We start from the raw sequence: 15,031 nt of genomic DNA, 5'->3' as shown, positions 1-15,031 counted from the left end.
TCTCCGCGTCTCCCCAGTAATCCTAGCCTTGAGTCCCCGACTTCGCCTCCAAATTTTCCAAACGACTGCGTAATTCTTTATTTTGCTGTTTGAGTTGTTCTAATTCGTCGCGCATTTGCCGTAGGGCACTATCTGAACCAATATGCTTTTGGACGTTAGCGATTTCTTCGTCTGCAAATCGCCGCACCCTGCCATCGGGGGTTTGATTCGCCAGATTTTGTAAAATTGCGATCGCTTTTGGAGTTTCCATTTGTCCTAAAGCAACTACCACAGCCACTTGTGTGAGGAAAAATTCTTCTTTGGCAAGTTCCGTCAATCTCTCCAAGATTCCTTCTAAGTTGGTATTATTTTGACCTGTGGAAATTTTCCCTAATGCCCGTATTGCAGTTAAACGCAGGGGTTGGGGAATCCCAAATTTAGTATATTCCAGCACTAAGTCTAATGCGGCTGCGGAGGTTTTCATCGCCGCTAATCCTGAGACTGCGCCGCTCCGAATAACTTCATTCCAACCAGCTTTTTCTTCCAAAACTGATTTTAATAACTTAATTGCTTTATCTTCTTTGGGTTTTTCGTCAACTGTTCCGCTTGTGACTGCACCCAGACTACGACAAGCAGCTGCCTCTACATAGTAACTGCGATCGCCTTTTTGAATGACTTCTTTTAGAGCTTTATAGCTTTCCTGGGTTTTGATTTTTGCTAAGGCTTCCACAACCCCCCGACGCACAAAAGCACTGTCATCTTGCAAACCGGGAATCAAAACTGCAAAGCTCTGTTCTAAGTTAATCTCGGCTATTTGCTTGGCAACTTCTACCCGCACACCCCAAAACTTATCTCGTTTCAAAGCTTCTGCCAGTGCTTTCAGTGCCTCTAATCCTCCTTTTTTCGCCAAGGCAGTGGCAGCATAAATACGGGAAGTTGGATGCGGATCAAATTCTAATTGTGCCTTTAATTCTGGTACTGGGTACTCCAGGGTGACGGTTTTCAGGTAGTGATTGCCAACGTCAAAGCTAATGAATGTCGGCTTTTCTTCCAGGGGAAAATAAAAGCTTTGTTCGGCTTCATGGATACGAACGGTATATGTCGAGATGTTACATGTACTCTCGGAATCTCCCGTATTTTTATACCCAAAACCAATGGGAATACGCAAATCAAATAAATCCGACTGAGTCTGTTTCACAGTCAGCTTTGCCAGCTTCGATTCGCCATCCCAAACATAAGTAACTTGATAATCTGGATGTCCACCGCGATACACATACTGGTCAAACAAAGACATCAAATTGCGTCCAGTGGCTTTTTCGATCGCCCTTAATAAATCTACAGTTTCCACAGTTTTATGGGCATTATCCTGGACAAATGTCTGGATGGCTTTCCAGAATAAATCTTCCCCTAATTCCGCCCGAATCATGTGATAGACACAGGCACCTTTTTCGTAAATGTGGCGATCGTATAATTCAATGGCTTCGCGGTAAACATGTGTCACCATCGGGCGACGGTAGCGTTCGGCATCTTCGGCAAAATAGCTGCGTGCGTCTTGTAATCTGTAGTAAGCAGCTTCATCTACACCATACTCATGTTCCGTCCACATGGTTTCTGAGTATGTTGCCATACCTTCTTTTACCCAAGCATGGGACCAATGTTTAATGACAACTAAATCACCAAACCACTGGTGTGCAAGTTCGTGAACAACTAAACTTTCAGTATTGCGGTTATCGAGTGCAGCCCTTTCATCAAGCAAACATCTATCTGTTAACACCGTTGTCGAGGTGTTTTCCATCCCCCCAAAGATAAAATCATCAACACAAACCTGCGCGTATTTGGGGAAGGGATAAATATAGCCGTATTTTTCGCTCAAAAACTCCATCATCCGGGGAGTTTTCCCCATACTGCGCTGGGCTTCCTCCTCCCGTCCTTTTTCCACGTAGTAAGTAACGGCTTTATCGTTCCATTCATCGCGAAGTTCGGCAAAATTCCCCACAGCCAGCGTCATTAAATAAGTGGGATGGATTTCTTTTTGTAACCAATGATAGATTTGCGTATCACCATCGCTGTGGGTAGCGATTAATTCGCCATTAGAAATAGCAACGTATGGTTTGGGAACACGAACCTTGATTTCGCTAGTTGATAATTGTCCGGGGTAATCAAAACAGGGAAACCAAAACCGGGAATCCTCATCTTCACCTTGTGTCCAAACCTGCGTTGGTTTATCGGGATAATGCTTATCTGGTTGAATAAAGTAGATACCGCGCTGGGGATTTTCCCTAGCATAGGCGATCGCAATTTCTAGGGAACGATCAACTTGTGTCGGCGAGTCAAGTTTGATTTGGAGTTGTTCGCCATCATAATCAAATTCCTGGGGGATGGTATCAACTGCTACGCTTTGAATATTGAGATTAATTGCATCTAGAGTTAAGCGATCGATTCCATTCCGAATCGGCTTAAGTGTAATTGTACAAGTACCTTGATAACTTTGCTGGGCTATATCAAGACTAATATCGAGAAATATATGCTCAACCTGCCCGGGGCGATCGGGATTGTAATGTGGTTTTGCACCTGGTAACTCGAAGGATTTATGACGATGATTGTCCGTATCCAAATAAAACTGCGACATCGACGTTAACTGACCTTATAATCCTGAAAAATTTAACTAAATATAGTCAAGAGAAACAGCAACAACTGTTACGGAACTTATCGGTTGTTAGTTAATTGGCACGGGAAGATTACCAATGAGAACCAAAAGTATCTCACCCCTAAACACCCTGATACAGTGAACAAAAATACTCCCAAGTCTTTGTATAACTTAGGATATCTTGTTTGTGTAGATTTAACAGTTATCAATCAGCAGTAATTCAGTAAACAGTGAATATTATGACTTGGGTATGAGTCTCCGCTCAATTGGAAAAAGAACGCCATTAAGCGATCGCAACTGATAACTGGTGACTGAATTAACCTGATTACCAAAAAACAACGACATTACATTTACGGATTCGCTCTCGGTATTGTTGAAGTAATACTTTGGAGCTATTTTGAGTATGTTTGCTTGTAAGAATAATAATTTTATCAGTAATTCCCGTTAATTTCTGGGTTTGGTCGATAAATCCGAAAACTCTCTAATGACGCTTTCCTTCTTACAGACGACAATTTGACAAAACGAGGATAGATAAAATGCCTGAGAATATACCTGGAAACAAGTCAAAATTTTTAATCCCGGCTGTCGGTGCCGCAGTGGTGTTAATAGGTGGTGTTGCAGCCTACATGTACTTCCTCAAAGGACCTTCAGGCGATAGTTCTGGTGCCTTGGCTAGTGCTAAAGTTGTCCCAGATGATGCAATCATGGCAACATATATTACCACCGACCCCCAAGCATGGGCAAAGCTGGAACAGTTTGGGACTCCTGAAGCTCAACAACTTGTATCCAAAGGGTTAGCAGATTTTAATAAAGATGCATTGGCGAATGGTGGAATCACTTACGATCAAGATTTGAAGCCCTGGCTTGGTGGTGTTATGGTGGCACTTTTACCTCCAAACCCCGTCAAACCTGCCCAAGCAACCCCTCAAAAGACCCCAGAACCGAATGTTTTAATGGTAGTTGGGATTAAAGATAAAGTCGCAGCCCTGAATTTTGCAACTAAAGTCAAATCTAGTAAAGAACTTCAAAATAAAGAAATTGATTACAAAGGTGAAAAAATTACCGAAACCAAAGGTAAGGGCGCACCTACTTACAGTGCTGTTTTAAATAATAATAACTATTTGGTATTCTCTCCTAACAAAGCCACGGTGGAACAGGCGATCGACACCCTCAAAGGCGAACCTTCATTTGCGAATAAGAAAGGTGCTAGTGAAATTTTAGGCAAGGGGATTGATTTAAAGAATACCGTCGCTCAAGTTTACGTGCCCGATTATGCTGGTATGGTCGAGCAGTTACTCAAATCCAACCCCCAAGCAACACAACTACCACCGCCAACATTAGCCCAGATAAAGCAAGTAAAATCAATGGTTGCAGGTGTTGGTATTGATGACGCGGGTGTACGCATGAAGGCAGTGCTGGGTTTAGACTCACAGATGGTTAAGTATCAATACGAACCTAGTGATTCTCAAGTAGTGAATCAATTTCCCGCCGATACAATTGCCCTGATTAGCGGCAAAGGCATCAGTCGTTGGTGGACTGCGATGAACGAACAATCAAAAGATTATCCAGAATTTAATCAAGCAGTACAACAAGCCCGCACCCAGTTAAAAACCATCAATCTAGACTTAGATAAAGAAGTTCTCGGTTGGATGGATGGGGAATTTGGCTTTGCCGCAATCCCCGCGAACCAAGGTTTAACAGCCAGCGTTGGGTTTGGAGGTGCCTTTGTATTTGACACAAGCGATCGCAAAACAGCTGAAGCAACTCTTGGTAAACTGGATGAATTAGTCAAAAAGCAAAACGTGAATATTGCCAAGCGTAAAGCTGGAGATAAAGATATTACTGAATGGCAAGTACCCCAACAAGGGGCATTAATATCACATGGTTGGTTAGATCAGAATACATTATTTTTGGCGATCGGTGGACCAGTAGCCGATGCTATAGCTGCAAATAAGTCCCAGACTTTAGATAGTAGCAATTCTTTTAAGGCGATCGCGGGTTCGTTACAAAAACCCAATGGTGGCTATTTCTATCTAGACATGGACAAAACCATGACTATAGTCAACAAATTTGCGACTCAAGCACAACCAATCCCCGCAGAAGCGTCAGCAATTCTCAATTCCATTCGTGGTTTGGGTGTAACTGCCAGCAGTCCCGATAAATCAACAACTCAAATGGAAATGCTCTTAGCACTGAAACCGAAAGGAGACAAAAAATAGTATAAATATAGATAATTGAGAACTGGATATTTAGAGAAAACACAGAGATGGGGAGGCAGGGAAAATAATCAGATGCAATCAATATCTCCCCATATCTTCCTGTTACTTTTTTACTGACGAGCTTCTATTGTCTGCGTCAAACGCTCGATCGCGCCAGTCAAACGTTCCTGTGATAAAAGATTTGCATCAGGAGTTACTGCTGCTTCTTCTGCGGCTTCAACTTCTTCTTGACGCTTAAACTTTTGAATTGCTTGAATCGCTAAAAATAGCACCAAAGCAATAATCGCAAAGTCAACAATAGAGCCTAAAAATAGTCCCAATCTAATTCCGTCTTCAGGAACTCCATCCTTAAATTTTGTAGCTCCAATCGCTAAATTCCGCCAGTCATTACCAAAAAGCTTCAGTAGGGGATCAACCAAAGGCATAATTACATTGTCCACTAGAGAAGTAATGATTTTGCCAAATGCTGTACCAATAATTACCGCAATCGCCAAATCCACAACATTACCCTTCAGCGCAAACTCCTGAAAATCCCTTAAAAATCCATTTCTTCTTACTCTTGCCATATTCTTACTAAGTGTTTTATTTTTTTGGTGATTTTTTCAAAATTTGATCTCGTTGCAGTTTCACTAAGTAGCAAAGCAACTTGCTCTCTTTTTATCTTTAATAATGGACATATTATCAGTCTTTTGCTAGCAGAGATACAAAGCTATGGGTAATTGCAACAGATACAGGAACAGATATTGCCGAGAGTATGTTTTCTCCTTTCCCAATCATCCTCCTAGACTCAACCCAAGTAAATATGTCATAAGTTAAGAAAGCCCGTCGATCGCAAATTAGTTTATGACTGCTGCTGCAAACAATGTCCCCAAAAAACCCTTGAATTTTGCTTCTCGCATGGTAAATGGTGTACTTGCTATCAAACCTCTAGCTAAATTCGCCAAACACCAAGCCAGACAAATGATGATTAAACGTGCTGAGAAACTTGGTGTACCTTGGACTCAGGAAGTTGAAAAGCTCAAAGGAAGAGATTGGCAAGAGGATTTAGCAAAAATTAAAAATCCCCAACTTACCTACCCAGACTATTACCTCACCTCTTTTCATGCTTACGACAGTGGGAATATGAGTTGGCTGGCTGCATTTGAACTGGAATCTGCTGCCCATGCGGTTCACGCTCGTCTCTGGGAAGATGGAGGTAGGCAAGGAGATGCGAAACTACGCCGAAGCTATCACGATATCCTCAAAGCCCAAATTCCTACGACTCCTCAAACAATCCTGGATATGGGATGCGGTGTTGGCATGAGTACCTTTGCATTACAAGAACTTTACCCAGAAGCAGAAATTACAGGTTTGGATTTATCACCTTATTTTCTCGCAGTTGCTCAATACCGATCGCAACAACGTCAGATAAATAATCTCCAACCCAAAATTAACTGGGTTCACGAGAAGGCAGAATCTACCAACTTACCTGATGCATCGTTTGATTTGGTATCAATTTTTCTCGTATGTCACGAACTTCCCCAATCTCCCACTCGACAAATTTTCGCTGAAGCTAAAAGATTATTGCGTCCTGGTGGTCATTTAGCGATTATGGATATGAATCCTAATTCGGAAGCCTTTAAAAAAATGCCTCCCTATGTCCTGACGCTACTTAAGAGTACGGAACCTTATTTAGATGCATATTTTGATTTGGATATCGAGCAAGCTTTGATCAATGAAGGTTTTCAGACACCTATAGTAGCTCGTAATAGTCCTCGGCATCGTACCATAATTGCCAAAGTGAGTGACTGATTTTATCCTTGATTTGCCAATATTAGTAGCAGCAGTAATACCAGCATTGCTGCTACTGGGATTTTACTACTGGCGGTTGCATCGTCACGCATCGTTTTTGAAGATACTATCTTTTTGGGTAATATCTTTTTTTATCTTCGGGATAATATCAGGTTTACTTGCCCTGGGTTTGCAATGGGGATTTGACAATTTTGCATTACAAATACCAGGCTGGCGACGTTTGATGAGAAATCTGGTTGCAGCTAGCTGGCGACAAGCATTTATAACTATTCCCATAGAGGAAGGGTGTAAATTAATCGCGTTTTTTATACCTATTTGCTATTTTCAAAGGCGATATTATTTTCCTTCCCGGACAATTTTTCTACTAGGAATTTCAGTGTGTCTGGGGTTTAGTGCCCAAGAAAATGTCGTTTACGTTTTTTATGATACTGAATCACTTTTGGACAGAATAATTGGTACGCCATTTCATATCTTCTTTTCCGCACCTTGGATATACATTTTATCTAAAAATATACTCGTAAATTTAAACTTTACAGGTTCGAGAAAGCACTTTTTATTTGCTTGGCTAAATTCAATAATTTGTCATCTTGTAGTCAATATTTTGGCAACTGCTGGAGAGTATGACAGAAATTTGCAGTTCTTCAGCTACGGTTTATTTCCATTTTTATTATGGATGTTTTGGCGCTTTGAGCAATTTTTATGCTTAGTGCAAGATAAACCGATAACACCTTTGATATCTGGCGTAACTCCACAACATCGTTACTGGCAAAAAGGTTTGATATTTTTTGCTCTCATGCTAGGAGGAAATGCAATTTTGGGGATGTTTGTGTTAATTAAAATTGTCATACCTCTAATTTCGAGACAGATTTTTGATTCACAAATACTTTGGTTAATTTTCAGTCGTGCTGCTGTAAATTTTATTTTTGGGATAATTGCAATAGGAATTTATATTTATTTACGAAATGTTGCCAAAAAACATCCCCAAAAACATTAGAGAGACGTTCCAGTGGAACATCTCTTCCTCTGTTAATTTTAGACACTTGCAAACACAACTTGTGTGGCTACATTTGTCGTATTTGTATCGGAGTCACTGCATATAATTTCGCAGGAATTATTGGGACTCTCAATTAATTTAACTTTATGCAGAATGCCACCAATATTTTTAATAGGCGATCGCAATACATTGCTAATATATAAAGCGATATTTTCTGCTGTCGGTACAACTTCAGCAAAAAAGGGCACATCTTTATTTAAAAACATGTGATCAAATGGTTCCACCACATAATCTTCAATAATTTGATGCAACGCACCCAAATCCACTAACATCCCTGTACGCGAATCAATTTCCCCTTTCACAGTCACTTCTAAATGATAGTTGTGCCCATGTCCGTGAGTTCTTGCACATTTTCCGTAAATCTTGGCATTTTCCTCATCGCTCAATTGTGGATGCGCCAAACGGTGAGCAGCACTAAAATGAGTGCTAACTGATAAATAAGCTTCCATACCATTCCCCATATATTCTGCCCAAAGTTCTGGATGTTCAAATAGTTGCACTTTCACTAAGGGTAAATGCGGTGCTAGCTTGTGCCAAATTACCCGCGCAATATTCTCTGTAGTTGGTAGTGTTTCTTGAAATTCTGACCAGGCATCATTGAGAAATGAATAGTCTAAATGACTAGTCACTTGCCCTTTAATTACATGCTTGACATCAGATAAATTTAATACCATGCCATATTCATCTAGTTCTCCAATCATGGAAACGAATAAGACATAGTTGTGTCCGTGACCAGGAAATTTGGCACATGCACCAAATTTCTCAAGATTCTCTGCCTCACTTAATTCTGGTAGCCAATAACGATGACTAGCCGAAAACTGAGCGCGGCGGTTAATAATGCATTGCATGAGTACCTTGGGAGCAAACTGTAAAATTTCTTAATGCTTCACTATTACCAGCATAGACTACTTTTGTAACCGATTGTGAATAAATAAGTTTCTATCAGAATCGCTATTGCCTTTTTTAGTATTTCATGTTCTTCGCCTAGCGTCATAAACTCAATACACCCATCCAAATAAGTAATTCGCAGACTCCGAGAGTCACCAATAGCAGCCTCTATTGTCTCAAATTCCGACCATGAATAATAACCAGGTAGCAAAAGCGTTGTTCTGGAAATGCGATCGCTTCTTCTAAAGTTGGATAAATCATACTATTTAATAGTTTTTATAAGTGTTTATAACTGCTATAATTATGCCTCAATTGAAACAATGCGATATTCCAGACATCACAGTTGCAACTTTTTACCTATTTATAGATTTCCACAGAATCCTGGGCTTCATATAATAATTGTTCGGCAATCCGAAACATCTCCTGCCCTGTGTGTAAATAACCTTCATCATAATTAAGCGGAAAATATTTAAACTCATCTAAACCATCGCTAATTCTGTCAAGACAATAGTAAATATGTGCCGCAGTTCTTGCTAGACTAGGCGGATTTGGTCGAGAACGAAAACTTATTTGTGCTTGTTTAAGTTTTTCCCGACAAGTATCTAAATATTCTTGAAATACGTCTAATAATTCATCATCAAAAGGGTCTGCGGACAAATCATCAATTTGCTCCTCTAGCGAATTAATGATTTCATTGATTAACCCATTGACGGGATTGTAAATAAAATTCAGCCATTCTTCAACCTGTTCATCAATATCTCGTCCAGTTTGGCGCTTGACTTGATATTGCTGTGCAGTTGCTGTGCGCTGTTGACGACTATTAGCAAAATTTTGGGAATAGCGATTGAGCCTTCTATCGTAACTTTGACGGCTTTTTTCGTCACCTAAAACCTCATAAGCCGCATTAATAAGAATAATTTTGTCCGGGTTTGTCCCTTCTCGATTACTATCGGGATGAAATAACTTTACCAAACGACGGTAAGCTTGCTTTATCTCTGTTTGACTTGCATTCTGATGAATTTGTAATGTCTCGTAGTGATTAGTGTCTGTCATTGGTTGTAAAGGAAGAGTCGGGGTTCAGAATACAGGAGGGATTTTTACAACTGCTGGATATCGTTTACTATCCAGAAAATATACTACCCAAAAAATACAAATGAGGCGATCGCTTGCACAATCACCCATTCATAAAATTTTGTATTCTAATAGCTTACTTCTTCACAAAGCTATTCAGTATTTAGTATTTTCCCATTAATCCACCCCAGTATTTGCTCGCGCTTCTAAGTCTTGAAACAAAGGTGTACTTAAATACCTTTCGCCAAAACTGGGTTGAATCATCACAATTAATTTTCCGGCATTTTCAGGACGCTGGGCAACTATGATTGCAGCACGTAAAGCTGCGCCGCTAGATATACCTGATAACAATCCTTCTTCACGTGCCAAGCGCCGACTGTATGCAATGGCTTCTTCATCGCTAACTGCAATGACTTCATCGATTAATTTTACCTTGAGAACCTGAGGAATAAAACCTGCGCCAATACCTTGTATTTTATGTGGTCCTGGTCTACCTCCAGACAATACTGGACTATTGGTAGGCTCAACTGCGATCGCTTTAAAGGTAGGTTTGCGAGCCTTAATTACCTCTGCCACCCCTGTAATCGTACCACCTGTACCGACACCTGCGACAAGAAAATCAACCTTTCCGTCAGTATCCTCCCAAATTTCCTCAGCAGTAGTTTCCCGGTGTATCTTCGCGTTCGCTGGATTGCGAAACTGCTGTAGCATATACGCATGAGGGGTTGTATCAACTATTTCTTGCGCCCGTTGAATCGCACCACTCATTCCCTCAATCCCTGGTGTTAATTTCAGTTCTGCACCATATGCCCGTAACATTGCCCGCCGCTCGGCACTCATTGTCTCTGGCATTGTCAGTATTAATCGATACCCTTTAGCTGCGGCTGCCATTGCTAAAGCAATACCAGTATTCCCCGAAGTTGGTTCGACTAATACGGTTTTACCTGGAACAATTAAGCCCTCAGCTTCCGCAGCATTAATCATACTTAAACCTATCCGGTCTTTTACGGATGCGGAAGGGTTCATACTCTCCATTTTGACTACAATTGTTGCAACACATCCTTCAGATTGAGGTATTCGATTTAACTGTACTAAAGGTGTATGACCAATAATTTCCGTAATGTTACGAGCAATTTGCATAATAGTTAATTGTTAATTTGTAATTGCTACCGGTTATTGGCTTTAGTTATCGCTTATGTTTGGCAGTTCAATAACTACTCATCACAATCGAATAACTACTAACCTTTAACCAATAACTAAATGTAATACATAATATCCAACTGCTTGCGGGCATCTCGCTGTTCACAGACATCAGCAAGAGTATACTTCTGCAAAATTGAATTGGCAGCCTGACGAACTTCTTGCCAAATTTCTTCCACAATTGCACTATCTACTGTTGTGGGTTGGGGTTCCTCTTCACAAGTCCGAGCGTCTAAACCTTCTACACAAGCTAAAATCTCAAAAATTGTTATTTTCCAAGGTTCTCGCGCCAGCAAATAGCCACCCTTAGAACCTCGTTGGCTTTTGACTAAACCTCCACGTCTCATGGTTGCTAGCAATTGTTCCAAATAGCGATCGGGAATATTTTGCTGCGCCGCAATTTGCCGAATTTGTAGCGGCTCTCCATTTTGGTAATGGGTAGCCAGTTCCAATAATGCCAAGATTGCGTATTCTGATTTGCACGATAGTTCCACAGGCAGCAAATAACTTAATGGGCAATGAGGGAATGGGTACAGTTGGAGCCGGAATAAAAGAAGGTATGTCAAAAATAAATCTTGAAACTGTACCTAAATTTGTTATTCCCAATTCATTACTCCGTAATCCTTAATTCCCTTCTTACAGTATACTCCGGTTCTCCACTGGGGTTTGTTACTTTCTGTCGCTAAAAATAAAAATCCCCACTTTTTAGTGAGGATTTCAGTTTGAGATTGTTACTTGTATCTAGCAAAGACTAAAAAACAAATAACTAATAAATTAAATCAATCTGAGAAATCTTAGAAAGTGAAGGTTGTTCTGAGAGTACCGATGAAAGCATCGTTGTTGTTGCTGCTTTGACCGGGTGCTGTCAACCAGATTACACCAGGAGTAATCGAGATGTTGTCGCTAACGCGGTACTTGTAGAATCCTTCAATGTGGTAAGGAACATCGCGATTACCTCTACCAGCATTAGCTAAAGAGTAAGGTTCAGCGCCCGCAAAGATACCAAGTACGTTACCTTTCTTACCAAAGTCAGGCAGTGCTACACCTAAACCGTAGCTCCATGCTTCCTTATCATCATTAGAACCGTAACCAGTTATATCGTGGTACGAGACAAAACCACTGATGGAGAGCTTGTCGCTAGGTCTGAATGCTAAGGAAGCTCCATAGGAGTTACTCGAAGAAGCACTTTGAGTACCAGTAACTCGGTTCACACCAAGCACGTTTGCTTGGCTAGTACCAACAACACCAAGATTTCTGCCGTTTACATCAGTACCAGCTATTCCACCACCATCAAACAGGGTGCTACCTGCACCGTGATAAGCGTGAACGTAGGTTGCAGCTAAAGCAATACGTTCACCCAAGTTGAAGTTAACTTGTCCAAGGGCTGCATAGTTACCTTCAAACAGACCTGTACCTTGGCTGATCTCGCCTGCTGCTGCACTGGGTCTATTAGCTTCCGATGCCAAGTAACCAACAGTAACAGAGCTAGGCTTGAGGATACCGCCACCTTTACCAAAGGGGATACTCAATGCTGCACCAGCACCACCTCCGATACGGTAGATGGGACTTTCTGACGCGAATGTGGACAACGCGCCATTACCACCGTCGTAGTCTTCAAAGTAGGGGTTGTTAGTTGCTGCGTAGTCGCTGTGGATACCACCTGTTGCAGCTACATACAAATTAGCTGGACCAACGGGAACGTAGTAAGCCAACCAATCAAGAACAACATTATTATTGTTGTTGCCAATGTTAAAGGTTTGGGTTCCTTCAAAAGTGCCGTTGGGTCCTGCAAAGTTTCCAGCAGCATCGCGGGTTCCTAAGTCTAAGCGGTTAGCATTACCTGCTGATAAACGGGTATGCAATACATCCTTACCAGTGAAGCTGGTTTGTAAGTCTAGACGAACACGATTTTGGAAAACAGTGTTGTTTCTGTCACCAGCATCATCACCAAATGCATCAGTAACAGCAAAAATTGCTTCACCAACGAGTTTGGTTGTGGTGGAGAATTGGTTTGCTTCCAATTCAGCTGTACGTGCTTCTAAAGCATCAACACGACCGCGAAGGGTTGCGAGTTCAGCGCTAAACTCTTCTTGTAAGCGCTGTAAGGTTGCTAAATCTTCTTTAGTCACCAAGTCAGCAGTTGCGGTTGCGATTAATTCGTTAACACGATCCAAACAAGCATTTAAACCTGCGGCAAATTCGTAACGAGTTAAGGCACGGTTACCACGATAGGTTCCGTTAGGATAACCAGCGATACAACCGTAGCGTTCTACGAGTGATTGCAATGCTTGGAATGCCCAATCGGTTGGTTGAACATCAGAAAACTGAGAAACCGATGTTACTTGAGCTTGGGTATTGCCTTTCCCTTCGTTGCTGTACTTATTGATTTGATCCAAAGTGTTGACTTCAGTCTGCTGAGGCTGTGCTTGAGCCAACAAATCGGGTGTTTGAACTGCTTCGATAGGGGTAGCGGCTGAAAATTCTGTTGTTGTGGATGTTTCTGCCTTAGCTACTTCTGTTGTGGTTGTGCTGGGAGCCGCATAAGCCGACGACGATACCAAAAGCGCCGCGCCTAATACTGCTGGGCTAATTACCAATGATTTCCACAAAATATTTTTTGACATCTTTTCTGTTCTCCTCACACCTTCTGTAGACATCTTGTTTGCTGCAACTAAATGTTTAGTTAATGCTACTTGATTGCTTAGACCTGATTGGCGGGCAAAAAGTGCCCGCTATAGTTATTAGTTTTAGCAAAGCTAAATACAATTTTATAGTCAGGTTAAGAATTTATGCGATTAACTTATGAGAATAAAATTGCTTTATAACTTGACATTATAAACCACTGTTTTCGTCCCATGACAAGATAATAGCGTTCACCAGGCTAACTGTCACATGTTGGGAGAATATATTTTCGTGTGGGTTTTGTACTGTCAGTAGATTTATCTACGACTTCTGAAGAGTACATAACTCTACCCAAGTATCAAGGAAAATACCTTCAGTGATATGTAGGACGCTTGATATAAGCTTTATATACCCACACTATATATTATATGTCTGCGAGTTCGATTTTGGATCAGGTTCACCTCAAAAGACTGAAGTGGAAAATTGAAGCAATTATGTGGTAGACACCGATCGCAAAAATCAATTTGTTGATTTTTGTATTTTTTATGTCTATTTTTATATCTAAATAAGCATATATATAAATATCTATAAATAAATTTATCTATAAAATATAAATTAATCAATATGAGATATCACGAGGGCTAAGTTAAAGTCGTTCTGTGTCAAGCCTCCGGCATCATGGGTAGTCAGGGTAATATTCACTTGATTATAAGAAATTTCGATATCGGGATGATGTCCTGCTGATTCTGCTGGCTCTACAAGTTTATTTACAAATGCGATCGCCTCAATAAAGTTTTTGAATTGGCGCTGACACAGGAGTTTTTTTCCTACCACCGTCCAACCAGTGAGATTTTTCGCTTTTTCTTGAATTTCTAACTCACTCAGCAGTTGTGCCATGTCAACACCTCAAAATATTTTGCCGATTTTATTGGCAGTATATAGCAGTATATAAAATCCTCAGAATCAAACTTTGTAGCGTTACAGTTTTCTGTGGAGCAGTTTCGATACAGCAATAAATTGGAAATAGAAATTAAAAGACTTATAAATATAACTATCCGCTCTTATTTAAATCGGATGACTTAAATAAAAGCGGTCTAGCGGGTCTTCAGATTGCAACCAGACTGCCGGAAGGAACTCCAAGCTATCTAGCCACTTAAGCTAACTTAGTCAGTTAAGTTGACTAAGAGTAACTCCTAGAGAACAGCCCCGGCACACAGCCGGCTAACTGCAACCTGATGACCCATGCGTATACTACTTTCTATCATGGGCATCACCTCCTTGTTGCCTAAACGGTCTTTATCTCAAGGACAGAAACTAATGTTTCTGCATGTTTTTCACTGAAAACAAATATAGCACATACTTCCAGGAGCATGTCTAGTGGTGTATGAAAAAAAAATCGAGCGATCGCAATTGGCGTTAGATTGCGTAGAACCAAGTCAATGATATTGAGGATATTGAGCAAATATCCTCAATAAAAACCCCACCGTAAGGCAGGGTAAAGAAAACAGAATCATGCGAGAAAGCTAATCAACCTTAGAGAGCGTTACCGCGTGGTAGAAC

Annotated in this window: 11 protein-coding genes; 3 read left to right on the top strand and 8 right to left on the bottom strand. The window is 40.9% G+C overall.

From position 1 onward, the window contains the following. Positions 1 to 22 precede the first annotated feature (22 nt). Positions 23 to 2,608 (bottom strand): M1 family metallopeptidase, encoded by a 2,586-nt coding sequence (locus VB733_RS11370; RefSeq protein ID WP_323340202.1) that lies wholly within the window; start codon positions 2,606 to 2,608, stop codon positions 23 to 25. Positions 2,609 to 3,162: 554 nt separating this feature from the next. On the opposite strand from VB733_RS11370, the gene VB733_RS11365 reads away from it, so the two are divergent. Then, the gene (locus VB733_RS11365; protein ID WP_323340201.1) at positions 3,163 to 4,845 is read left to right on the top strand and encodes a DUF3352 domain-containing protein; all 1,683 of its coding nucleotides are present in this window, start codon (positions 3,163 to 3,165) and stop codon (positions 4,843 to 4,845) included. Positions 4,846 to 4,955: 110 nt separating this feature from the next. Here the strand turns inward: VB733_RS11365 and mscL are convergent, their stop codons facing one another. Continuing rightward, positions 4,956 to 5,411, bottom strand: coding sequence for a large conductance mechanosensitive channel protein MscL (gene mscL / locus VB733_RS11360; RefSeq protein ID WP_323340200.1), 456 nt, complete (start codon positions 5,409 to 5,411; stop codon positions 4,956 to 4,958). A gap of 277 nt (positions 5,412 to 5,688) precedes the next feature. Here mscL and VB733_RS11355 point away from each other — a divergent pair, with 277 nt between their 5' ends. Further along, a complete protein-coding gene (locus tag VB733_RS11355; RefSeq protein WP_323340199.1) occupies positions 5,689 to 6,636 on the top strand; it encodes a class I SAM-dependent methyltransferase in 948 nt (315 codons plus the stop codon). Continuing rightward, the gene (locus tag VB733_RS11350; protein ID WP_323340198.1) at positions 6,629 to 7,630 is read left to right on the top strand and encodes a PrsW family glutamic-type intramembrane protease; all 1,002 of its coding nucleotides are present in this window, start codon (positions 6,629 to 6,631) and stop codon (positions 7,628 to 7,630) included. The genes VB733_RS11355 and VB733_RS11350 overlap by 8 nt, the downstream gene beginning before the upstream one ends. Before the next feature lie 38 nt (positions 7,631 to 7,668). On the opposite strand, the gene VB733_RS11345 is transcribed toward VB733_RS11350, so the two are convergent. The 6 genes from VB733_RS11345 to VB733_RS11320 all read right to left on the bottom strand — a co-directional run bounded on the left by VB733_RS11345 (position 7,669) and on the right by VB733_RS11320 (position 14,368). Beyond that, positions 7,669 to 8,538 (bottom strand): 6-carboxytetrahydropterin synthase, encoded by an 870-nt coding sequence (locus VB733_RS11345; RefSeq protein WP_323340197.1) that lies wholly within the window; start codon positions 8,536 to 8,538, stop codon positions 7,669 to 7,671. A gap of 397 nt (positions 8,539 to 8,935) precedes the next feature. Then, positions 8,936 to 9,631, bottom strand: a complete 696-nt coding sequence (locus VB733_RS11340) for a J domain-containing protein (RefSeq protein WP_323340196.1) — start codon at positions 9,629 to 9,631, stop codon at positions 8,936 to 8,938. A gap of 195 nt (positions 9,632 to 9,826) precedes the next feature. After that, positions 9,827 to 10,789: a cysteine synthase A gene (cysK, locus tag VB733_RS11335; RefSeq protein ID WP_323340195.1), complete on the bottom strand. Its 963-nt coding sequence runs from the start codon at positions 10,787 to 10,789 to the stop codon at positions 9,827 to 9,829. Between the two features lie 116 nt (positions 10,790 to 10,905). Next, positions 10,906 to 11,343, bottom strand: a complete 438-nt coding sequence (locus VB733_RS11330; RefSeq protein ID WP_323340194.1) for an Rrf2 family transcriptional regulator — start codon at positions 11,341 to 11,343, stop codon at positions 10,906 to 10,908. 300 nt (positions 11,344 to 11,643) lie between these two features. Further along, a complete protein-coding gene (locus VB733_RS11325; RefSeq protein ID WP_323340193.1) occupies positions 11,644 to 13,473 on the bottom strand; it encodes an iron uptake porin in 1,830 nt (609 codons plus the stop codon). A gap of 613 nt (positions 13,474 to 14,086) precedes the next feature. Then, positions 14,087 to 14,368: a 4a-hydroxytetrahydrobiopterin dehydratase gene (locus VB733_RS11320; protein WP_323340192.1), complete on the bottom strand. Its 282-nt coding sequence runs from the start codon at positions 14,366 to 14,368 to the stop codon at positions 14,087 to 14,089. Between the last annotated feature and the right edge of the window lie 663 nt (positions 14,369 to 15,031).

Origin of the sequence: Calothrix sp. UHCC 0171 (genome assembly GCF_034931845.1) — a bacterium.
Classification (GTDB): domain Bacteria; phylum Cyanobacteriota; class Cyanobacteriia; order Cyanobacteriales; family Nostocaceae; genus Brunnivagina.
The sequence above is the reverse complement of the archived record's forward strand: the minus strand, read 5'-3'. Positions and strand labels throughout refer to the sequence as shown.